At 75.9% G+C, this 21,171-nt stretch carries 18 protein-coding genes; 13 read left to right on the top strand and 5 right to left on the bottom strand.

Annotated elements, in window-relative coordinates; genetic code table 11:
* Positions 1-6 precede the first annotated feature (6 nt).
* From MT994_RS07010 to MT994_RS06995, 4 genes are all read left to right on the top strand, one after another.
* Positions 7-810, top strand: coding sequence for an aminoglycoside 3'-phosphotransferase (locus tag MT994_RS07010; RefSeq protein WP_354805698.1), 804 nt, complete (start codon positions 7-9; stop codon positions 808-810).
* Between the two features lie 355 nt (positions 811-1,165).
* Positions 1,166-1,372, top strand: coding sequence for a DUF4244 domain-containing protein (locus MT994_RS07005; protein WP_354805697.1), 207 nt, complete (start codon positions 1,166-1,168; stop codon positions 1,370-1,372).
* A 4-nt stretch (positions 1,373-1,376) separates the two neighbouring features.
* A complete protein-coding gene (locus MT994_RS07000; protein ID WP_354805695.1) occupies positions 1,377-1,766 on the top strand; it encodes a TadE family type IV pilus minor pilin in 390 nt (129 codons plus the stop codon).
* The gene (locus tag MT994_RS06995) at positions 1,667-2,326 is read left to right on the top strand and encodes an Rv3654c family TadE-like protein (protein WP_354805694.1); all 660 of its coding nucleotides are present in this window, start codon (positions 1,667-1,669) and stop codon (positions 2,324-2,326) included. The genes MT994_RS07000 and MT994_RS06995 overlap by 100 nt, the downstream gene beginning before the upstream one ends.
* A 208-nt stretch (positions 2,327-2,534) precedes the next feature.
* Here the strand turns inward: MT994_RS06995 and MT994_RS06990 are convergent, their stop codons facing one another.
* Entirely contained in the window at positions 2,535-5,090 is a 2,556-nt protein-coding gene (locus tag MT994_RS06990) for a DEAD/DEAH box helicase (RefSeq protein ID WP_354805693.1), read from the bottom strand.
* 100 nt (positions 5,091-5,190) lie between these two features.
* Here MT994_RS06990 and MT994_RS06985 point away from each other — a divergent pair, with 100 nt between their 5' ends.
* Positions 5,191-5,838, top strand: a complete 648-nt coding sequence (locus MT994_RS06985) for an SRPBCC family protein (RefSeq protein WP_354805691.1) — start codon at positions 5,191-5,193, stop codon at positions 5,836-5,838.
* An 86-nt stretch (positions 5,839-5,924) separates the two neighbouring features.
* On the opposite strand, the gene MT994_RS06980 is transcribed toward MT994_RS06985, so the two are convergent.
* Positions 5,925-7,301 carry a M18 family aminopeptidase gene (locus MT994_RS06980; RefSeq protein WP_354805850.1) on the bottom strand — a complete coding sequence of 459 codons (1,377 nt, stop codon included), beginning with the start codon at positions 7,299-7,301 and terminating at the stop codon, positions 5,925-5,927.
* A 90-nt stretch (positions 7,302-7,391) separates the two neighbouring features.
* Between MT994_RS06980 and MT994_RS06975 the strand changes: the two genes are divergently transcribed.
* Together MT994_RS06975 and MT994_RS06970 are read left to right on the top strand one after the other, a co-directional pair.
* Positions 7,392-8,171 (top strand): alpha/beta hydrolase, encoded by a 780-nt coding sequence (locus MT994_RS06975; RefSeq protein WP_354805689.1) that lies wholly within the window; start codon positions 7,392-7,394, stop codon positions 8,169-8,171.
* Positions 8,172-8,313: 142 nt separating this feature from the next.
* Positions 8,314-10,629 carry a sodium-translocating pyrophosphatase gene (locus tag MT994_RS06970; protein WP_114553775.1) on the top strand — a complete coding sequence of 772 codons (2,316 nt, stop codon included), beginning with the start codon at positions 8,314-8,316 and terminating at the stop codon, positions 10,627-10,629.
* A 66-nt stretch (positions 10,630-10,695) separates the two neighbouring features.
* Here the strand turns inward: MT994_RS06970 and MT994_RS06965 are convergent, their stop codons facing one another.
* Complete coding sequence (locus MT994_RS06965; RefSeq protein WP_354805688.1) at positions 10,696-12,993, bottom strand: glycoside hydrolase family 3 N-terminal domain-containing protein; 2,298 nt, start codon at positions 12,991-12,993, stop codon at positions 10,696-10,698.
* A 123-nt stretch (positions 12,994-13,116) separates the two neighbouring features.
* A complete protein-coding gene (locus MT994_RS06960) occupies positions 13,117-13,752 on the bottom strand; it encodes a TetR family transcriptional regulator (RefSeq protein WP_354805687.1) in 636 nt (211 codons plus the stop codon).
* 95 nt (positions 13,753-13,847) lie between these two features.
* Between MT994_RS06960 and MT994_RS06955 the strand changes: the two genes are divergently transcribed.
* From MT994_RS06955 to MT994_RS06930, 6 genes are all read left to right on the top strand, one after another.
* The gene (locus MT994_RS06955; RefSeq protein WP_021482095.1) at positions 13,848-14,558 is read left to right on the top strand and encodes a DUF981 family protein; all 711 of its coding nucleotides are present in this window, start codon (positions 13,848-13,850) and stop codon (positions 14,556-14,558) included.
* Between the two features lie 83 nt (positions 14,559-14,641).
* A complete protein-coding gene (locus MT994_RS06950; protein WP_354805686.1) occupies positions 14,642-15,253 on the top strand; it encodes a hypothetical protein in 612 nt (203 codons plus the stop codon).
* Positions 15,254-15,361: 108 nt separating this feature from the next.
* Positions 15,362-15,892, top strand: a complete 531-nt coding sequence (locus tag MT994_RS06945) for a hypothetical protein (RefSeq protein ID WP_128957560.1) — start codon at positions 15,362-15,364, stop codon at positions 15,890-15,892.
* Between the two features lie 110 nt (positions 15,893-16,002).
* A complete protein-coding gene (locus tag MT994_RS06940) occupies positions 16,003-17,706 on the top strand; it encodes a 50S ribosomal protein L11 methyltransferase (RefSeq protein ID WP_354805684.1) in 1,704 nt (567 codons plus the stop codon).
* A 42-nt stretch (positions 17,707-17,748) separates the two neighbouring features.
* A complete protein-coding gene (locus MT994_RS06935; RefSeq protein ID WP_061266591.1) occupies positions 17,749-18,720 on the top strand; it encodes a LysR family transcriptional regulator in 972 nt (323 codons plus the stop codon).
* Positions 18,721-18,838: 118 nt separating this feature from the next.
* Positions 18,839-20,335: a S1 family peptidase gene (locus MT994_RS06930; RefSeq protein ID WP_354805682.1), complete on the top strand. Its 1,497-nt coding sequence runs from the start codon at positions 18,839-18,841 to the stop codon at positions 20,333-20,335.
* 84 nt (positions 20,336-20,419) lie between these two features.
* Here MT994_RS06930 and MT994_RS06925 read toward each other — a convergent pair whose 3' ends face one another.
* Positions 20,420-21,118: a vitamin K epoxide reductase family protein gene (locus MT994_RS06925; RefSeq protein ID WP_021483287.1), complete on the bottom strand. Its 699-nt coding sequence runs from the start codon at positions 21,116-21,118 to the stop codon at positions 20,420-20,422.
* Positions 21,119-21,171: the final 53 nt, after the last annotated feature.

The raw sequence follows: 21,171 nt of genomic DNA, 5'->3' as shown, positions 1-21,171 counted from the left end.
GGCCGCATGGATCCGTTCCCCGTCTCCCGTGTGCCCGCTGCGCTCCGGGACGACGCCTGGCGGGACGTCGGGAGCGGCGAGTCCTCGGCCCGCGTGCTCGTCAGCGCGGACGGCGCACGGCACGCCAAGGTCGTGGGCCCGGACCAGGCGGCCGACCTGGCGGACGAGCGGGACCGCGCGCTCTGGGCGGCTGCCCACGGGATCGCCGTGCCCGAGGTGCTGGCGTGGGAGGACACCGGGGAGCAGGCCGTCCTCGTGACGCGCACGGTGCCGGGCGTGCCCGCCGACACGGTCCGCCCCGACGAGGTCGACCGCGCCTGGACGAGCGTCCTCGCGGCGGCGCGGACCCTCCACGACCTCCCCGTGGTCGACTGCCCGTTCGACCGGAGCCTCGACGCCATGGTCGCCCTCGCCCGCGACGTGGTCGACGGCGGCCGCGTCCACCCGGAGTTCCTACGCCCGGAGCAGGAGTCCCGGGATCCCGCCGACCTACTCGCCGAGCTCACCGCCGAGCTGCCGTGGCGGCGGGAGCAGCAGGCCACGGACCTCGTGGTCTGCCACGGCGACCTGTGCCTGCCCAACGTCCTGCTCGACCCCGAGACGCTGGAGCTCCGCGGGTTCGTCGACGTCGGGCGGCTCGGGGTCGCGGACCGGCACGCCGACCTCTCCCTCCTCCTGGCGAACGCCCAGGACACCTGGCCGGAGCACGCGCATGCCCTGGAAGAGTCGCTCGTGCCGCGCTACGGGTCCCCGGTCGACCCCGGCAGGCTCCGCTTCCACCTCGAGCTCGACCCGCTCACCTGGGGCTGACCGCGCCCCGGTTGGCCGGGGCTGGTCTCTCGACCTGTCGGCGGGGGGCTGGTCGCGCGCCCTGCTGACGGGGTGCCGATCGTGCGACGGGATGCTGGTCGCTCGACCTGTCGACGGGGTGCTGTTCGCACGACGGCGGTGCTCGTCGCGCAACTGTCGACGGGATGCTGATCGTGCGACGGAGTGCTGGCGGTTCGACCCGTCGACGCGGGTGGAGCGCGCGCTGCCGTGCACAGGCCGTCACCCCGGGGGCCCCGTCCACCGACGCCCCGCGGTGGGGTGCGCCAGGTCTGCAGGTCCCGGCAGGGTCTCCCCGACCGCCCGCACGACGCGGGCCACGAGAGGGGAGCCGGAGATGACACGACAGCCGCGGCGCGCGCTCGCGCGCCTGACGGGGACGAGCACGAGGCAGGACGGCGAGGCGGGACTCGCGACGGCGGAGTACGCCATCGCGACGGTCGCGGCGGCGGGCTTCGCCGGGCTGCTCATCGTCGTGCTGAAGAGCGGCGAGGTGCGCGAGATGCTGCTCGGCATCGTGCGCAGCGCGCTCTCGCTGGGCTGAGCCCGTGCGACGGGACGCCGGGGCGGAGAACCGCCGGCTGAGGGGCCGGGTCCGTCAGGGCGGAGAGCGTGGTGCGGTCACGGCCGAGCTCGCGGTCGCCCTGCCGGCGGTCGTCCTGGTGCTCGTCGTGGTCCTCACCCTCGCCGCGGCGGCGGGCGCCCAGATGCGCTCCGCCGACGCGGCGAGGGCCGCCGCCCGGGCGGTGGCCATCGGTGAGGACGACGCGACCGTGCGCGCGACCGCGCTCCGGGTCGCCGGAGCCGGCGCGACGGTCGGCGTGCTGCGCGGCGACCCGTGGGTCGAGGTGCACGTCACGACGCCTGTCGTGGGCGGGTGGCTCGCCGGGTCGCCGTTGCGCGCGAGCGGCGCGGCCGTCGCGTGGGCGGAGCCGTGACCGCGGCGCGGCCTCCGCGGAAACGGTGCACCGAGACCGAGACCGAGACCGAGACCGAGAGCGCGACCGCGACCGCGACCGCGACCGCGACCGGGACCGGGACCGGGACCGGGACCGGGACCGGGACCGAGACCGGGACCGAGACCGGGACCGGGACCGGGACCGACGGACGACCGGGTGCGAGGCCGGCGGCGGCTGACCATCTCGACGTCGAGCACGGAGCAGGCACGGTGCTCGTGCTCGGGGTCGTCGCGGCGGTCCTCGTGCTGGCTCTCGCGCTCGCCGGGCTCGCGCAGGCGCAGGCGGCGCGTGGCACCGCTCAGACCGGAGCCGACCTCGCGGCGCTCGCGGCGGCGACGGCAGTCCGCGACGGGTGGGAACCCTGCGGCCGGGCGCGCGAGGCCGCGGCGCGCAACCGGGCCGTGGTCGTCGCGTGCACGGAGCAGGGCGCCGGGGTCGTCCGGGTGGACGTCGAGTCGAGAGCCGGCGTGACGTTCCTCGGCGCCACGCTCGGCCGCGCGACCGCCGCCGCACGGGCCGGCCCGGCGAGCGCGCGATGAACGGTCGCCACCGTCTGCTCCGGCTCGGCACACGCGAGAGGCCGGCGCTCCTGACACGGGCCGGCGAGGGCGCGACGAGGGTCCGCGACCGGCACGGTCAGCGGTCCGCCGGGTCGTGCGAGCGGAGCGTGACCTGGGGAGATCGGCCCTTCGCGCGGCGGGAGCGACCGGACGGCACCAGGCCTCGACCTTGCGGAGGTGCCGTGCCCTATCGCGGGAGACCTGCGGTCCGTCCCGCAGTGTCGGCGTCGGCTTCAGCTGCCGTGGCCGGGGCGTGCGCCAGCACGGCATCGAGCAGCCGGACGGCGGCGGCCTTCTCGAGCGGGGCGTTGTACGACCCGCACTTGGGCGACTGCACGCACGCCGGGCAGCCGTCGTGGCACGGGCAGCGGGCGATGGCGTCGCGCGTCGCGCGGAGCCAGGTCGCGCCGAGCTCGAACCCGCGCTCGGCGAAGCCGGCCCCGCCGGGATAGGCGTCGTGGACGAACACGGTGGCCTCGCCGGTGTCGGCGTGCAGCGCGGTCGACACGCCGCCGAGGTCCCAGCGGTCGCACGTCGCGAGGAGGGGGAGCAGGCCGATCGACGCGTGCTCGGCGGCGTGCAGCGCACCGGGCAGCTCGTCGGCGTCGACGCCCGCCTCCTCGATCACGGAGGCGGGGACGGTCCACCAGACGGCCATCGTCGGCAGCGTGCGCTCGGGAAGATCGAGGGTCTCCGTGCCGAGGACCTGCATGTCGAGGAGGCGGCGTCGCTGGAAGCTCACCACCTGGGAGCACACGTCGACCGGGCCGTAGCCCCAGCCGACCGGGCCCCAGCTGCGCTCGACGACCTCGCGGCCCGTCGCGACGTCCCCGTCCGTGGGCTCGTCGACGATCGTGATGGACGTGGTCGACCGGGACCACGTGCCGTGGTCGACGTCCTGCCGACGCACGAGCGCGACGTGGTCCGCGAGGTCGAGGTGCTCGACGACGTAGGTGCGGCCCTGGTGGACGTACACCGCGCCGTCGTGCACGGAGCCGTCCGCGGAGGCGGCGTCGACGGTCCCGAGCAGCCGGCCGGTGCGTGCCTCGGCGACCCGGACGGGCGCGCCGCCGGAGCCGCGCAGGTCGGTCATGCCCGACGCGGGCTGCGCGTGCGTCCAGTACCAGCCGGACGCCCGGCGGCGCAGGGCGCCGCGCGCGACGAGCACGTCGAGCAGGCCGCGCACGACGTCGGGCGTGCCGAACGCGGCGAGGTCCTCGGACCGCAGCGGCACCTCCGCCGCCGCCGCGCACAGGTGCGGCGCGAGGACGTAGGGGTTCGCGGGGTCGAACACGGTCGCCTCGAGCGGTGCGTCGAACACCGCCTCGGGGTGGTGCACGAGGAACGTGTCGAGCGGGTCCTCCCGGGCGACGAACGCGACGAGGCCGTCGGCGCCCGCCCTCCCGGCGCGGCCCGCCTGCTGCCACACCGACATGCGGGTGCCGGGCCAGCCGGCGATGAGGACGGCGTCGAGCCCCGAGATGTCGACGCCCAGCTCGAGCGCGTTGGTCGTCGCGAGGCCGAGCACGTCGCCGGTGCGCACCGCGTCCTCGAGCTCGCGCCGCTCCTCGGGCAGGTAGCCGCCGCGGTAGGCGGCGACGCGGCGCACGAGCCGGGGGTCGACGACGCGCACGCTGTCCTGCGTCTGGACCGCGACGGACTCCGCGCCGCGGCGCGAGCGCGTGAACGCGAGCGTGCGGGCGCCCGCGATGACGAGGTCGGCGAGCAGGTCGGCCGTCTCGGCGGTGGCGCTGCGGCGGGGGTGCTCCGGCCCCTCGGCGGGCGTCGCGACCGCCGGGTCGTCGTCGTGGCCCTCCGCGGGCCCGTCGTCCGCGGACGCCTCGAAGCCCACCACGACGGGCGGCTCCCACAGGGCGAACGTCTTGCGCCCCGCGGGGGAGGTGTCGCGCGCGACGGTCACGACGTCGTCGGGCTCGACGCCGACGAGCCGTGCCGCGCTCGTCGCCGGGTCGGCGGTCGTCGCCGACGCGACGACGAACGCCGGAGGCGGGTCGCCCTCGCGCGCGTAGTGCGCCGCGAGCCGGCGCAGGCGCCGCAGGACGAGGGAGACGTGCGCGCCGAACACCCCCCGGTAGGCGTGCCCCTCGTCCACGACGACGTACCGCAGGTCCCGCAGCAGCCGCGTCCAGCCGCGGTGGTGCGGCAGGAGCGCGAAGTGCAGGAAGTCCGGGTTGGTCAGCACGACGTCGGCGTGCTCGCGCACCCACCGGCGCTCGTCCTGCCCGGTGTCGCCGTCGCACGTCGCGACCCGCACGTCGCGCGTCCCGGCGGCGTCGAGGAGGCGCTGGAGCCCGGAGAGCTGGTCGGCCGCGAGCGCCTTCGTGGGCGAGAGGTAGAGCACGGCGCCGCGCCGTGCGACCGACTCGATGCGGCCGGGGTCGAGCACGCGCGTCGCGGCGTCGGCGCGCACGGCCGTGAGCGCCGGGAGCCAGAACGCGAGCGACTTGCCCGAACCCGTGGAGGTCGCGAGAGCGACGTGCCGGCCCGACCACGCGGCGTCGGCCGCCTCGACCTGGTGCTCCCAGGGGCGCTCCACGCCGAGCGCGCGGTACCCGGCGACGAGCGACGCGTCGGCCCACGCGGGCCACTCGCCCTGGGTGCCGGGGCGCGCGGGCAGCTCGCGCACGTGCCGCAGCCGCTCGTCGCGCCGTCCGCCCGCGCGCAGCACGTCGAGCAGCGTCGCGCTCGTCGGTCGCGGGGAGGTGGTGGGGGCGTGAAGCACGTCTCCGAGTGTCCCACCTCGGGCCCACGGTTCGGCCGAGGGCCGTGCTCGGGACCTCCGGCCCTCGCGCGGGGAGGGGCGCACGGCCGACGATCGACGCATGGCAGCGTGGCGTGGGATCCGGGTCCTGACGACGACGGCGCTCGCCGCCGGGGCGCTCCTGCTCACCCGGCGCATGACCCAGACGTGGGGCACCTGGGAGGGCGAGCACGAGTGCGTGCTCCCCGGCGACGACCTCGTCCCCGACGCGCGCGCCGTCGTCGCGACGCGGGCCGTGACGGTCGGCGCGCCGCCGGCCGACGTCTGGCCGTGGCTCGTCCAGCTCGGTCAGGGGCGCGGCGGCTTCTACTCCTACGACGCGCTCGAGAACCTGGTCGGCCTGGGCATCCGCAGCGCGGAGTCGATCGAGGAGCGCTGGCAGGGCCTCGCCGTGGGCGACGACGTCCGCCTGGCGGACGAGGCCGTCCTGCGGGTGGCGGCGCTCGAGCCGGGCTCGCACCTCGTGCTGCTCGGCGCGCCCGGGCCCGGGCAGCCGGACACGATGCCGTTCCGGTTCTCGTGGGCGTTCGTCGTGCGACCGCTCCCGCCGGGGGCGGACGGCACCCCGCGGTCGCGCCTGCTCGTCCGCGAGCGGTATGTACCGCTGGGCGCCGCGGGCCGCGCGGTCGTCGAGGCGGTGCAGCCGGTGAGCTTCCTCATGACGCAGAAGATGCTGCGGGGCGTCCGCGCCCGCGCCGAGCGCCACTGACAGGTCCCGAACATGCGGTCGTCGCCCGTCCGGCGCTCGGCACGGTCCGCAACCACATGCTCGGCCGCGGGGGGAGAGGGGGAGACTCAGCCGCGGAAGATCTCGACCGTGGCGCGCGAGAGGTACCACGGGTCCACGACGGCGGTGAGCTCGCGCGCGGAGTGCATCGAGAGGATGGGGACCCCGACGTCGACCGTGCGGATGCCGAGGCGGGTCGCGGTGAGCGGCCCGATGGTCGAGCCGCACGGCACGGTGTTCTTCGAGACGAACTCCTGGCTCGGCACCCCGGCCCGGGCGCAGGCGCGCGCCCACGCCGCGGCGCCGTGCGCGTCGGTCGTGTAGCGCTGGTTCGCGTTGATCTTGAGGATCGGCCCGCCGCCGGCGAGCGGCCGGTTCGCGGGGTCGTGCCGCTCCGGATAGTTGGGGTGCACCGAGTGGCCGACGTCGCTCGACACGCACAGCGACCCCGCGAGCTGACGGTGCCGCTCCTCGTCGGTCGCGCCGAGGCCGGCCGCGACCCGGTCGAGCACGTCCGCGAGGAACGGGCCGGACGCGCCGGAGCGCGACTCCGACCCGATCTCCTCGTGGTCGAACGCGGCGAGCACGGGGATCGTGGCGCCCTCGACGGGCCGGTCGGGCGTGCCCGCGACCTCGAGCAGCGCGACGAGACCGGCGTGCACCGACAGCAGGTTGTCGAGCCGTCCGGACGCGAGGAACGCGTCGTGCGCGCCGAACACGCGGGGCGACTGGGTGTCGGCGACCACGACGTCGTACCCGGCGACCTCGCTCGCCCGCACTCCCGCGTGGTGCGCGAGCTCGGCGAGCACGTCCCCGCCGCTCGTCCTGTGCGGCGCGCCCGCGACGTCGGACCCGGCCGGACCGGACGCCGACGCGAGGCCCCACACGGGCTGCGTGTGCTGCTGCTTGTCGAGCGTGAGCCCGTCGTTCGCGGCGCGGTCGAGGTGGATCGCGAGCTGCGGGATGCGCAGCAGGGGGCCCGTGCGCACGAGGTGCTCCGCGCCGTCGGCCGTGACGAGGCGACCGGCGAGCTCGAGCTCGCGGTCGAGCCACGAGTTGAGCAGCGGGCCGCCGTAGATCTCCACGCCCGCCTGCCACCAGCCCTCGCGGCCGACGCTCGGGCGCGGCTTGAGCTTGAAGCCGGGCGAGTCGGTGTGGGCGCCGAGGATCGCGAACGGCGTGGTCGCCGTCGCGCCCGCGGGCACGGCCCAGGCGATCACCGCGCCGTCGCGCACGACGACGTACCGCCCGCCCGCGGGCCCGTCGCCCTGGCCGCCGGTCACCGACGGCCACGCCGCGGTCTCGTCCAGGCGCTCGAAGCCGACGGCCTCGAGCCGGCGCGCGACCTCGTGCGCCGCGTGGTACGACGACGGGGACGCCTCGACGAACGTCGCGAGGTCGTGCGCGTGGGCGAGGGCGCGGTCGTGGAGGGTCGGGTCGGTCACGGGGGTGCTGGGCGTCGACACAGGCTCCACCCTACGCACGCCCAGGAGCGCTCCGTAGGGTGGTCGCGCACCGCGAGAGAGGGAGTCCGCATGACCTGGGTCGTCCTGCCGGGCCTGGCGCTCACGCCCGAGGACTTCGCCCCGCTCGCGCATGCCCTCGGCACCGCGTCCGGCACCGACGACGTCCGCGTCCTCGACGCGTGGCGCGTGCCCGTGACGGGACCGGTCGACGTGGTGCGGGAGGGTCTCGGCGTCGACGGGTCGCGGCCCGTGGACCTCGTCGGGCACTCCGTCGGCGGGCTCACCGCGATCGAGTGGGCGCTGCGGCACCCGGAGGAGGTCCGCCGGCTCGTGCTCCTCGACCCGACGAGCCCGTGGGAGGCCCATCTCCCGGCACTGCACACGGGGCGGGTCACGGCCCGGGCCGGCACCGCGGCGGCGGGCGTGCTCGCGACCGGGCTCGCCGTGACGGGCGCGACCCTGCGCCGCGTGGGCGTCCGGGTGGTCACGCGCGCCCCGGACCGGCTCCCGCACGACGTCGCGCGCGCCCGCTACGGCTCGCGCGAGGCGTGGACGCTGCTCGCCCACCAGTGGTTCGCGAGCTGGGAGCAGGCGCCGCGGGTGCGCGACCTGCTCGACGACGGCCGCCGTCTGCCCGCGGGCTCCGAGCCGCTGCTCGTCACCGGCCTGCGGGCGAGCGCGCGGTTCCTGCGCGCGCAGCGCGAGCTGTCGGACCGGCTCGGGGTCCCGCGGGTCGGGCTCGCGGGGGAGGGCCACCTCTACCCGCTCACGCGGCCCGACGCCGTCGCGCGCCTCGCCACGGGCCTCGCCCCGGACGCCGGCGGAGGGGCCGCGCGACCGCCGGGCTGACGGGCCCCGGGGCGCCGTCACCGGGCGCGCTCGTGACGTCGTGCACGAGTGGTCGTGACGTACGACACACGTGCGTAGACTCACCCCCATCGCTCCGGCAGGGGACCGGCGCGACGGTCGCGCGGTTCGTCAAGGAGGACGGATGCTCACGCTCGGTACGGAAAGTCTCACCATCGTCGCGGTCATCGCGGCGATCGCCCTCGTGGCCCTCGCCTTCGCGGTCGTCCTGCGCAGACAGGTCCTCGCCGCGGACGAGGGCACGGCGAAGATGCAGGACATCGCCCAAGCCGTGCAGGAGGGCGCCGGCGCGTACCTGAGCCGCCAGTTCCGCACGCTCGCGCTGTTCGCGGCGATCGTCTTCGGCCTCCTGTTCCTGCTGCCGGGCGACGGCGGCATCCGCGTGGGGCGCTCGGTCGCGTTCCTCGTGGGCGCCGGGTTCTCGGCGGCGATCGGCTACCTCGGGATGTGGCTCGCGGTGCGCGCGAACGTGCGCGTCGCGTCGGCCGCGACCCGGCCCGGCGGGCGCTCGGAGGGCGCGCGCATCGCGTTCCGGACGGGCGGCGTCGTCGGCATGTCGGTCGTCGGCCTCGGCCTGCTCGGCGCCGCGGGCGTCGTGCTCGTCTACAAGGGCGACGCCCCGGCGGTGCTCGAGGGCTTCGGGTTCGGCGCCGCGCTGCTCGCGATGTTCATGCGCGTCGGCGGCGGCATCTTCACCAAGGCGGCGGACGTCGGCGCGGACCTCGTCGGCAAGGTCGAGCAGGGCATCCCCGAGGACGACCCGCGCAACGCCGCGACCATCGCGGACAACGTGGGCGACAACGTCGGCGACTGCGCGGGCATGGCGGCCGACCTGTTCGAGTCGTACGCGGTGACGCTCGTCGCGGCGCTCATCCTCGGCAAGGCGGCGATGGGCGAGGAGGGCCTCGTATTCCCGCTCGTCGTGACGGCCCTGGGCGCGCTCGTCGCGGTGCTCGGCGTGTTCATCACGCGCGTGCGCGGCCAGGAGAACGGCCTCAAGGCCATCTACCGCGGGTTCTACCTCTCGGCGCTCATCGGCGCGGTGCTCGCCGCCGTCGCCGCGTTCGTCTACCTGCCGTCGTCGTTCGCCGCGCTCGACGGCACGGCCGACCTCGGCGACCTGTCCGGGATCGCGGCCGACCCGCGCGTCGTCGCGAGCCTCGCCGTCGTCATCGGGATCGTCCTCGCGGGCATCATCCTGTGGATCACGGGCTACTTCACCGGCACGACGTCGAAGCCCACCCTGCACGTGGCGGCCACCTCGCGCACGGGCGCGGCGACGGTCGTGCTGTCGGGCATCGGGGTCGGGTTCGAGTCGGCCGTGTACACGGCGGGCGTGATCGCCGCGGCGATCTGCGGCCTGTTCCTCCTCGCAGGCGGGTCGGTGTGGCTCGCGCTGTTCCTCGTCGCCCTCGCCGGGTGCGGGCTGCTGACGACGGTCGGCGTCATCGTCGCGATGGACACGTTCGGTCCCGTCTCCGACAACGCCCAGGGGATCTACGAGATGTCGGTCGGCGAGTCGGGCGACGGCGACGCGGAGGCCGCGCAGATCCTCACGGACCTCGACGCGGTGGGCAACACGACGAAGGCGATCACCAAGGGCATCGCGATCACGACGGCCGTCCTCGCGGCGACCGCCCTGTTCGGGTCGTACGCCGACGCCGTGAGCCACGCGCTCGCGGACGTGCAGGGCGTCGGGAGCGGTCTCGTCACGGCGATGCTCGACTACCAGATCATCTCGCCCATCACGCTCGTGGGCGTGATCCTCGGTGCCGCGACGGTCTTCCTCTTCTCGGGTCTCGCGATCGACGCGGTGACGCGCGCGGCGGGGGCGATCGTGTTCGAGGTGCGCCGCCAGTTCCGCGAGCACCCCGGGATCATGACGTTCCAGGAGCGCCCCGAGTACGGCCGGGTCGTCGACATCTGCACGCGCGACTCGCTGCGCGAGCTCGCGACCCCCGGCCTGCTCGCGGCGTTCGCGCCCATCGCCGTCGGCTTCGGCCTGGGCGTCGGGCCGCTGGCCGGCTTCCTCGCGGGCGCGATCGGCGCGGGCGTGCTCATGGCCGTGTTCCTCGCCAACTCGGGCGGGGCGTGGGACAACGCGAAGAAGATCGTCGAGGACGGCGCGTACGGGGGCAAGGGCTCGGAGGCGCACGCCGCGACCGTCATCGGCGACACGGTCGGCGACCCGTTCAAGGACACCGCCGGCCCGGCGATCAACCCGCTCATCAAGGTGATGAACCTCGTGTCGGTGCTCATCGCGCCCGCGGTCGTGCTCATGAGCGTGCCCGAGGACGCCAACCACGTCCTGCGCATCGCGATCGCGGTCGTCGCGGCCGCCATCGCGTTCGGCGCGGTGATCATGTCGCGGCTGCGTGCGGCGCGCGTCGACCGCGAGGAGTCCGCCGTCGAGCGGGAGCGCGTCGCGACGGGCGCCTGAGGCCCGGCCGCCGCAGACGACGGAGGGCGCCCGGGTCGACCCGGGTGCCCTCCGTCGTGCGCGGGACTAGCCCGCGACGGTGAACGACGCGCGCAGGAGCGCGTCCTCGCGCGACGACGGCCCGACGCGCAGCTCGAACGCGCCCGGCTCGACGACGCGGCGCCCGCGCGCGTCGACGAGCGTGCAGTCCGCCACGGGCACCTCGAGGCCGACGGTCGCCGACTCGCCCGGCGCGAGGTCCACCTTGCGGTAGGCCTTGAGCTCCTTCTCGGCCCACGTCACCGACGTGACGGTGTCGCTCACGTAGACCTGGACGGTCTCGCGCACCGGGCGCGAGCCGGTGTTCGTCAGCGTGACCTCGGCGCGCACGACGTCGTCGGGCCCGTGCTCGGTGCCGAGCACCCGCAGGTCGGCGTACTCGACGGTGGTGTAGCTCAGGCCCTCGCCGAACGCGAACGCGGGGCTCTGCGTGAGGTCGGCGTAGCGGACGCCGTGCTGGCCACGCACCACGTTGTAGTAGGTGGGCTGCTGGCCGGCGTGGCGTGCGAACGAGATCGGGAGCCGGCCCTCGGGCTCGATCAGCCCGAGCACGAGCTCGGCGACGGCCTGGCCGCCGCGCATCCCGGGGTTGGCCGCCCAGACGACCGCCGCCGCCGCGTGCGCCGACGGCGGCAGCACGAGCGGCTTCGACGCGACGACGACCACGACCACGGGGGTGCCGGTGGCGACGAGGGCGTCGAGCAGCGCGACCTGGCCGCCGACGAGCTCGAGCGTCGCGGTCGAGCGCCCCTCGCCCACGAGCTCGATGCGGTCGCCCACCACGGCGACGGCGAGGTCGGCGTCGCGCGCGGCGGCGACGGCCTCGGCGATCAGCGCGTCGTCGGGCGCGGCCGGGACGACGACCTGCGGCCGCGGCTGCCCGTCGGGGAACAGCTCGCCCTCGGGGTCGGGCGCGAGCGTGAGGATGTCGGCGCCGCGCGCGTGGGTCACGGCCCAGCCCTCCGGGGCGAGCGCGCGGAAGCCGTCGAGCACGGTCGTCGTCATCTCGCGCGGGTGCCCGTCGGGCAGCCAGTCGGCCTGGCCCGACGCGCCCGCCCAGTCGCCGAGCTGCGTGTGGTCGTCGTCCGCGTTCGGGCCGACGACGGCGATCCTCCGGGCGGGCGCCCCGGCCGGGGCGAGGGCCCGGCCGTCGGGCGTGCCGGCGTCGCGGTCGAGCCCGCCCGCGAACGGGAGGGTCCCGTCGTTGGTGAGGAGCACGAGGGAGCGGCGAGCGACCTCGAGGTTCACCGCGGCGTGCTCGGCCGACGCGATGACCGCCTGCTGGCGCGCGACGTCCGGCCGCCGCGGGTCCTCGAACAGGCCGAGGCGGAACTTGAGCGTGAGGATGCGCCGGACGGCGGCGTCGATCGCGGCCTCCTCGACGAGGCCGCGGTCCACCGCCTCGAGCGCGCCCTCGAAGAAGCGCGGAGTCGTCATGACCATGTCGTTGCCGGCGCGCACGGCCGCGGCGGACGCGTGCACGTAGTCGGGCTGGATGTGCTGCTCCCAGACCATGCGGCCCACGTTGTCCCAGTCGGTGACGAGCGTGCCGGTGTACCCCCACTCGCCGCGCAGGACGTCGTCGAGCAGCCAGCCGTTCACGGTGACGGGCACGCCGTCCATGGACTGGTAGCCGAGCATGAACGTGGCGCAGCCCTCGCGCGCGACCCGCTCGAACGGGGGCAGGAACCAGGACCGGAGCTTGCGCTGCGAGATGTCGGCCTCGCTCGCGTCGCGCCCGCCCTGCGTCTCGGAGTAGCCCGCGAAGTGCTTCGCCGTAGCGAGGACGCCCGTCGGGTCGGACAGCCCGTCGCCCTGGTAGCCGCGGACCATCGCGGACGCGAGCTCGCCGATGAGGAACGGGTCCTCGCCGAACGTCTCGTCGACGCGGCCCCAGCGCAGGTCGCGGGCGATGCAGAGCACGGGGGAGAAGGTCCAGTGGACGCCGGTCGCGGCGACCTCGACCGCGGTCGCGCGCGCGACCTGCTCCACGAGCGCGGGGTCCCACGTCGCGGCCATGCCGAGCTGCGTGGGGAAGATCGTCGCGCCGACCCAGAACGAGTGGCCGTGGATGCAGTCCTCGGCGAGCAGCAGGGGGATGCGCAGCCGTGTCCGCCCGGTGAGCTCGTGCGCGGCGAGGACGTTCTCCGGCGAGGTGTGCAGCAGCGAGCCCGCGTGCTTCTCGAGCACCGCGGGGCCGACGCCGTCGCGCGCGTCGAGCTGGAGCATCTGTCCGACCTTCTCGGGCAGCGTCATGCGGGCGAGGAGGTCCTCGACGCGGTCGGCCACGGGCACGGCGGGGTCGAGGTAGGGCAGGGTGCTCAAGGACGGTCCTTCCACGGCGGCGGCGACGGCACCCGGCGGCGCCGCGGGTGCGGGCACGGCGTCGGCGGACCGGGCGCCGTCACTCTACCGGAAACCAAGTAACTGGTCAGTAAGTTTGCGCCGTCAGTGCCAGTGGACGAGGAAGCGGGCGACGGTCCGCGTCGCGTGGTCGAGCACGTGGCCGTCCTCCGCGGCGGCCCCCGAGAGCAGCGCCGCGTCCACGACGTGCGCGACGAGGTCGGTGTCGGTCACGTGCCCGTGGCCCGACGCGTCGAGCACCGTCCGTGCAGCCGCAAGCAGGCGCGGGCGCGACGCGCGCATGATCGGCCGCAGCGCCGGGTCCCGCATGGCCGTGAGCATGGGGTCGAGGCGCACGTCGACCACCGAGTCGTCCACGTGCGGGGCGTACAGCGTCTCGATGAGCTCGCGCGCCGTCGCGGCGCTCGAGCGACGCCGGTGGGCGAGGGTGTCGGCGTGCTCCTGCGCGGCCGTCGCGCGCACGTCCTCCGCGGCCTCGACGGCGGCGGCGACGAGCGAGGCGCTCGTCGGGAAGTAGTACGACGCCGACCCCTGCGGCACGCCCGCGGCGCGGGCGACCTGCCGGTGGGTCACGGCGGCGAAGCCCTGGTCGATGAGCAGGTGCGCGGCGGCGTCGACCATCGCGCGCTGTCGCTCCGCGCTGCGCCCCTGCACCGTGGTGCGCGCGCCCCGCGCGCCGCTCGTCGCCGACCGGTCCCGGGCACCCGCAGCGTCGTCCACGCGGCCATCGTAGTGAGGAATAACCTATACGTGCGTATGGTTATCGCCCTCGGACCGTGAGCGCGGCCCGTGGAACGAACGAGGAGTGGAGAAGGATGGTCGCCGCCGAGGGGCTCGTCATCGACTGGGCACAGATGCCCACCTACAACACCGTGATGTCCGTCGCCGTCGGCGCCGGGCTGATCCTGCTGGTCATGCTCGGCCGCGAACTGCTGCGGGCGCCCGGGAAGATCGTCGTGGAGGGCTGGTCGCTCGCGTTCGGCGTGCTGGGCACGATCCTCACGGCGACCGGGCTGCACATGACGCTCACGTGGCCGCTCGCCGCGGGCGGCTTCCCGTTCGACAACATCATCTTCGGCGAGACGAGCCTCGCGTTCGGCGTGCTGCTCCTCGCCGCCGCGTTCTACCTCTGGACGCGCGGCCGCGCCGCGCTCGAGCGGGCCGACGCCACCGAGCACCTGCAGGCCGTCGCGCGCCCCGTGTCGGTGTTCGTGCTCGGCATGGGCCTCGGTCTCGTCGCCATCGCGATCGCCGGCGTGACGTACCAGCTCTTCGCCGCGCCGCCGGAGGAGCCGATCTCCGGCGCGTTCGCCGCCTACCCGCTCGTCGAGGCGATCTTCATGTCCGGGCTCATCGCGCTCGTGGGCGTCGGCGCGATCCTCTTCCCGTTCGCGGTCCGCTCCGGGCGGCGCGTCGTGCGGGTCGTCATCGGGTGGGCCTGGGGCCTGTCCGGCGTCGCGTTCCTGCTGTTCGGCGCGATGAACTTCTTCACCCACATCGGCCTCATCGTCAACACGATGGGCTGACGCCGCGGCGACCCCGAGGACCCCGCCGGCCGACCAGGCCCGCGGGGTTCTTCGCGCCCGCGGGAGGCGTCATCATAGGGGCCATGCAATCACCGGTGCGCGCCGTGGCCCACGCCGCGGTCCTCGCCGTCGTCGCCGGGCTGTGCCTCGCCGTCGTCGCGAGCGGGGCGTTCGACGTCGTTGCCCTCCCGGGCGCAGCACCCGCCGCCGCACCGCCCCCGCCCGCCGCACCCGCGGCGTCGTCCCCGGGTGCCGGGGACGACGCGGACGACGGCGCGGCACCCGCCGACGGCACGGACCCCGACACGTCGGACCCCACCGCGCCCGACGACGGCACGGACCCGGGGGCGGGCGCCGTCGACCCGGCGTGCCGGGAGGCGGAGGTCGCGTGGGGCGCGGCGGCCAAGGCGCAGGTCAACCTCACGGTCGACCACCCCGAGGCCCTCGTCGAGGGGTTCACCACCGCCCGCGACACGCTCGCCGGGGCCACCCCGCCCGTGGCGGTCGCGCGCGACTGGGCCGTCGTCACGACCTACCTCACGATGATCGCGGACGAGGTCGAGGCCACCGGCACGCGGGACACGGGCGAGCTGTCGCGGGCGATCGACCGCGTGGGGCGCCGGATCGACACGGCGGCGCTCACGTCGTCGTCCCGGGCGGTCACCGAGTACTTCCGGGCCGGCTGCGCGCGCTGACCGGCACGCGCCGGAACTTCACCCCGTGGCGATGGCCACATGGGGAGCGGTCCCCACTTCGACGTTTTGAGGGCGCGCGACGCGCGTCCGTGGGAAACCATGGGCGTCATGCGCACCCGACTGACGATCACCAAGACCACGACCGCCCTCGCGACGAGCGCCCTCCTCGTGCTCGGCCTGGCCGCCTGCGGTGGCTCCGGCGACGACGCGAGCACCGACTCGGAGACCACGCCGGCGGAGGAGACCAGCACGTCGGCCGAGGAGGAGACCACCCCGTCCGAGGAGCCCACCGAGGAGGAGTCCGCCGACACCGAGGCGTCGGGCGACTTCTGCACCGCCTACGACGCCCTGCTCGACGCCCAGACGACCCTGAGCTCGATCGACACGAGCGACCCGGCCGCCGCCGTGACGCAGTTCGAGACGTTCACGGCGTCGCTCGAGGCCGCCGAGGCCCCGGCCGAGATCAGCACCGACTGGGACAACGTCACGGGCGTCTTCCGCCAGCTCACGGACACGCTCGAGACCGCGGTCGCCGACCCGGCGAACGCGGACATCTCCTCGATCACGTCGCTCATGACGGACGAGACCTTCCAGACCTCGGCGCAGAACGTCGCGGTCTACGGCACGCAGAACTGCTGACGACGACCTCCCCCACGGACCCTCGGCACGCCTCGGCGAGCCGGGGGTCCGTCGCGTCCGGGGCGGCGCGGGCCCTCGGCAGCCGCGCGCGGATCGGTGAGGATGGAGCCATGCCTCCCGCCTCCAGCACGCCGAGCCCGTCGTCGCGCACCGTCGCGGACGGGCCCGGCCCCGTCCCGCCCGGCGCCGGCCTCGCCCCCGCCGACCTCGCGGCCGCCGCGGCGACGCTGCGCGAGGACCTCGCGGCGGCGGACTTCACGGTCGACGGCGTCGAGCGCGTGCTCGGTCCCGTCGCGTCCGCCGCGCTGCACCGCGAGCAGGCCGTCCCGGCGCGGCGCGCGCTGCGAGACCGCGGTCGGGAGGAGGCCGACCCCACGGCCGCTCTCGCCGCCCTCTTCCTCCTCGGCGACGACGTGCCCCGGCGCGCCCTCGACGCGGCGCTCGGGCGGACGGGGGTCGACGGCGCACGGCGGCTGGGCCTCGTCGAGACGGCGGGCGCGGGCGACGACGACGCGGTGCGCGCGCTCGTCGACCTGCGGCCGTACGCGGCGACCGACGCCGCGGGCCCCGTCACGTGGTGGCTGTCGTCGGACCTGGGCGAGCTCGCGACGGGCCGCCGGCTCGCCCCGGACCACGTGCTCGGCGCGGGCGGCGCGTCCCTGACGCTCGCCCAGGTGACGGTCCGGACGCCGGTCGGGCGCGTGCTGGACCTCGGGACGGGCTGCGGCATCCAGGCCCTGCACGCCGCGCGGCACGCGCGCGCCGTCGTCGGCACGGACATCTCGCGCCGGGCGCTCGGCTTCGCCGCGTTCAACGCCGCCTTCAACGCCGCCTTCAACGCCACGTTCGACGAGGACTCCGGGGACTCCCGGGCGGCCGGGCCCGGAGGCGCCGCACCGACCGGGCGCGTCGAGCTGCGCGAGGGCTCGATGCTGGAGCCGGTCGCGGGCGAGCGCTTCGACCTCGTCGTGTCGAACCCGCCGTTCGTCATCACCCCGCGCGCCGCCGGGGGCGCGCTCCCGGACTACGAGTACCGCGACGGCGGCCGGTCGGGCGACGACCTCGTGCGCGACCTCGTGACCGGGGTCGGCGCCGTGCTCGAGCCCGGCGGCGTGGCCCAGCTCCTCGGCAACTGGGAGCACCGCCGCGGCGTGCCGTGGGACGAGCGCGTCGGCGCGTGGCTCGACGAGGCCGGCCTCGACGGCTGGGTGGTCCAGCGCGAGGTGCTCGACCCCGCGGAGTACGCCGAGACCTGGATCCGCGACGGCGGCACGACCCCCGAGCGCGAGCCCGCGGCGTGGGCGGCGGCGTACGGCGCGTGGCTCGACGACTTCGCCGCGCGCGACGTGGAGGCCGTCGGATTCGGCATCGTCACGCTGCGCCGTCCGCTCGCGGGCGCCCGCCCGACGCTGCGGCGGCTCGAGGAGCACACCGGGTCGGTGCGCCAGCCGCTCGGCGCGCACCTCGCGGCGTCGCTCGCGGCGCACGACTGGCTCGCGGCGCGCGACGACGCGGCCCTCGCGGGCGAGCGGCTCGCCGTCGCGACCGACGTCACGGAGGAACGGTTCCACACGCCCGGCGCGCCCGACCCCACGGTCGTCCTGCTGCGCCAGGGCGACGGCCTGGGCCGCGCCGTGCGGGCGACGACGGGGCTCGCCGCGCTCGTCGGCGCGAGCGACGGCGAGCTGACGGTCGGGCAGCTCGTGGGAGCGATCGCCGCGCTGTTCGAGGTCGGTGCCGAGGACCTCGCGGGCGACCTCCTGCCCGACGTGCGCGGGCTCGTGCGCGACGGCTTCCTCGCACCCGTGGGCTGACGCGCGCGACACGCCCCGGCCGCACCGATACGTTGGGGCGGCATGGACCTCGAGGTGCGGCACCTGCGCATGATCGTGACGGTGGCCGAGACGGGCAGCGTGACCAAGGCGGCGGCGTCGCTGGGCCTCGCGCAGCCAGCCCTCACCGCCCAGCTCAACCGGATCGACCGCACGCTCGGCGGGTGCGTCTTCACGCGCGACCGGCAGGGCGCGCGCCCCACGGAGCTCGGCGAGCTCGTGCTGCGGCACGCGCGCGTCGTGCTGCCCGCCATGTCCGCGCTGGTCGACGACGCCCGGCGGCTCACCAGCGAGCACGGCACGGTCGGCCGCGTGCACGTGGGGACGGTGAGCTCCGCGATCGGCGGCCTGTTCGCGAGCCGGCTGCACACCGCGCTGCCCGGCGCGCTGGGGGTCGACGACCTGCTCGTCACGACGGCGACGTCGTGGTCCGTCGAGGAGACCGCGGACCGCCTCGCGAGCGGGACCCTCGACGTCGCGCTCGTCGGCATGTGCGGGGACGCGTCCCCGCCCGCGGCCGGGGGCCTGGTGTGGACGGCGGTGTCCACCGACCCGGTGTTCGTGCTCGTCGACGAGTACCACCCCGTCGCCGGGCGCGACGCCGTCGGGCTGGGCGAGCTCGCCGACGCGCTGTGGCTCACGGCCCCCGGGAGCGGGTGCTTCGAGCGCTGCTTCGTCGGGGCGTGCGCGCGGGCAGGCTTCACGCCGCGCGCGATGGGGGAGTCGGACCGCACGTCGTGCATCGACCAGGTGCGCGGCGGGCACGCCGTCGCGCTCGTCCAGCCCGTGCTCCTCGACGCCCCCGGCGTGCGGACCGTCGCGCTCGAGGGCGCCCCGCTGCGCTGGACGCACCACGTGGGGTGGCGGCGCGACGCCGTCGACCGCCTCCCGGTCGACGCGGTCCTGCGGGCCGCGACGGGTGCGCACCGCGACGCCGTGCAGCGCTCGCCCCGCTACCGGCGGTGGCGCGCCGAGCACCCGGTGGAGACCGCGTAGGGGCGAGCCCGCACATAGCGCCCGCGTATGACCTGATCGTGATCTGGGCGCGCCCTGGACGCGTCCCTAGCGTGGCCCTCGACCGGGCCACCCGGGCCCGGCGAAGGGAATGGACGACATGACACGACCACTCCGCAGGAGGCTCACCGCGGTCACCGCCGCGGCGACGCTCCTGGCGGGCGGGGCCGCGACGCACGCCGTCGCCGCCACGCCCGCACCCGACGACCAGCGCGCGACGGTGCGCGCGGTCCCCAAGACGGCCCCCGGCCTGGAGCGCGCGCTGGAGCGCGACCTGGGCCTCAGCGCGCGGGACGCACGGACGCGCCTCGCCTTCCAGTCCGACGCGGCGGGCACCGAGGCCGCGCTCGAGCGGCGCCTCGGCGCCGACTACGCGGGCGCGTGGGTCGACGACGCCGCGAACGTCCTCTACGTCGGCGTCACCGACGCCGCCGACGCGCGCACGGTGCGCGCCGAGGGCGCCACAGCGGTCGACGTCGACCACACGCTCGCCGACCTCGAGACCTGGCGCGCGACGCTCGACGGCGCGCTCGCCGACGACCCGGCGGCGCTGCCGGGCTGGTACGTCGACGTGACGCGCAACCGCGTCGTCGTCGCGGTGCGCGAGGGCGGCCAGGCCGACGTCGCCGCGCAGGTCGCCGCCGCGGGCGTGCCCGCCGACGCGGTCGCGTACGAGGAGACGACGGAGTCCCCGCAGCCGCTGATCGACGTCGTGGGCGGGAACGCGTACACGATCGGCGGCGGCAGCCGGTGCTCCGTCGGGTTCGCGGTCCAGGGCGGGTTCGTCACCGCCGGGCACTGCGGCTCGACCGGCGCGCGCACGTCCGGGCCGGCGGGCACGTTCCGCGGGTCGAGCTTCCCGGGCAACGACTACGCGTGGGTCCAGGTCGACGCGGGCAACACGCCCGTCGGGGCGGTGAACAACTACGCCGGGGGCCGCGTCGCGGTCGCGGGCGCGACGCAGGCGCCGGTCGGGGCCTCCGTCTGCCGCTCGGGCTCGACCACCGGCTGGCACTGCGGCACCGTCCAGGCGTACAACGCGTCCGTCACCTACCCGCAGGGGACCGTCACCGGCCTCATCCGCACGACGGTGTGCGCCGAGCCCGGTGACTCCGGCGGCTCTCTCCTCGCGGGAAACCAGGCGCAGGGCGTCACGTCCGGCGGGTCCGGGAACTGCAGCTCCGGCGGGACGACGTACTTCCAGCCGGTGGGCGAGATCCTCTCGGCGTACGGCCTGGCCCTCGTCACGAGCGACGGCGGGGGCGGCACGCCGCAGCCGCCGACGGGCTGCAGCGGCTACGCCCGCACGTACACCGGGTCGCTCGCCGCGGGCACGACGGCCGTCCAGCCCAACGGGTCGTACTACACGGCCGGGGCCGCCGGGACGCACCGCGCGTGCGTGAGCGGTCCGAGCGGTGCCGACTTCGACCTCTACCTCCAGCGCTGGAACGGGTCGACGTGGGCGACGGTCGCGCAGTCGACCTCCCCGGGCGCGAACGAGTCCGTCTCCTACTCGGGGGCCGCGGGCTACTACCGGTTCGTCGTCCAGGCGTACTCCGGCTCGGGCGCCTACACGCTGGGGGCGACGACGCCCTGACCCGCCCGCCGCGCGCCGAGCACGAGGTCGCCGTCGTTCCCGTCCGCTTCCCGGGAGCAGCCTCGTGCTCGGCCGCGTGGGCGGTCAGGCCAGCAGCGCCGGGCCGTACTTGAGCAGCACGAGCGCGGCGAGGCCCACGAGCCACGCCGCGACGAGGTAGCCGTACGCGCCCGACCGCACGAACCCGAGCAGGCGCGCCTGGGCGCCGCGCGGCAGGTAGAGGTTGTCCTCCAGGACGTTCCAGTGCAGGAGCGACGCGAACACGAGCGTCGTGGAGACCGTGATCAGCAGGCACCACGGGCACAGCGCCCCGATGACGAACATCGACTGGTAGAAGAGCCAGTACGCGAACACGACCCCGAGCAGGTACACGCACTGCGCGGCGAAGAGGAACCACCGGGGGAAGCGGGTCCCGCCGAGCGCCGCGACCGCCGTCGTGATGACGATCGGCTCCGCGATGAGCCCGAGGAACGCGTTGGGGAAGCCGAACACCTGCGCCTGCCACGACTGCGCGACCGTCCCGCACGACAGCACGGTGTTGACGTCGCACGACAGCACGGCGCCAGGGTCCCCGGCGAGGAGGACGGCGTCGTACGACAGCACGAACGCCGCCGTGAGGCTCAGCAGCCCGAACAGCAGCATCTCGCCGAACAGCACGCCGCGGGAGTGGGTCCAGCCGGTGGGCCGGGCGAAGGGGTCGAAGCCCGCGTCCGGCGTGGTGCCCGACGCCGTCGGGCCGGGCGAGCGGGCGTCGTCCGCGAGCGCGGTGGTCGTTCCGGTCACGGGCGGTCCTCGGGTCCGCGGGGCCCCGCCGGAGAGGTCCGGCGGGCGGGGCA

Origin of the sequence: Cellulosimicrobium sp. MI9406, from assembly GCF_040595865.1 — a bacterium.
GTDB classification, from domain to species: Bacteria; Actinomycetota; Actinomycetes; order Actinomycetales; family Cellulomonadaceae; genus Cellulosimicrobium; species Cellulosimicrobium funkei.
The sequence above is the reverse complement of the archived record's forward strand: the minus strand, read 5'-3'. Positions and strand labels throughout refer to the sequence as shown.

What these genes read in the sequence shown, in the direction of transcription:
- MT994_RS06970 (WP_114553775.1), top strand. Translation starts at nt 8,314, where the DNA reads ATGCTCACGCTCGGTACGGAAAGTCTCACCATCGTCGCGGTCATCGCG.
- MT994_RS06930 (WP_354805682.1), top strand. Translation starts at nt 18,839, where the DNA reads ATGACACGACCACTCCGCAGGAGGCTCACCGCGGTCACCGCCGCGGCG.
- MT994_RS06935 (WP_061266591.1), top strand. Translation starts at nt 17,749, where the DNA reads ATGGACCTCGAGGTGCGGCACCTGCGCATGATCGTGACGGTGGCCGAG.
- MT994_RS06985 (WP_354805691.1), top strand. Translation starts at nt 5,191, where the DNA reads ATGGCAGCGTGGCGTGGGATCCGGGTCCTGACGACGACGGCGCTCGCC.
- MT994_RS06955 (WP_021482095.1), top strand. Translation starts at nt 13,848, where the DNA reads ATGGTCGCCGCCGAGGGGCTCGTCATCGACTGGGCACAGATGCCCACC.
- MT994_RS06950 (WP_354805686.1), top strand. Translation starts at nt 14,642, where the DNA reads ATGCAATCACCGGTGCGCGCCGTGGCCCACGCCGCGGTCCTCGCCGTC.
- MT994_RS07005 (WP_354805697.1), top strand. Translation starts at nt 1,166, where the DNA reads ATGACACGACAGCCGCGGCGCGCGCTCGCGCGCCTGACGGGGACGAGC.
- MT994_RS06975 (WP_354805689.1), top strand. Translation starts at nt 7,392, where the DNA reads ATGACCTGGGTCGTCCTGCCGGGCCTGGCGCTCACGCCCGAGGACTTC.
- MT994_RS06945 (WP_128957560.1), top strand. Translation starts at nt 15,362, where the DNA reads ATGCGCACCCGACTGACGATCACCAAGACCACGACCGCCCTCGCGACG.
- MT994_RS06940 (WP_354805684.1), top strand. Translation starts at nt 16,003, where the DNA reads ATGCCTCCCGCCTCCAGCACGCCGAGCCCGTCGTCGCGCACCGTCGCG.
- MT994_RS07010 (WP_354805698.1), top strand. Translation starts at nt 7, where the DNA reads ATGGATCCGTTCCCCGTCTCCCGTGTGCCCGCTGCGCTCCGGGACGAC.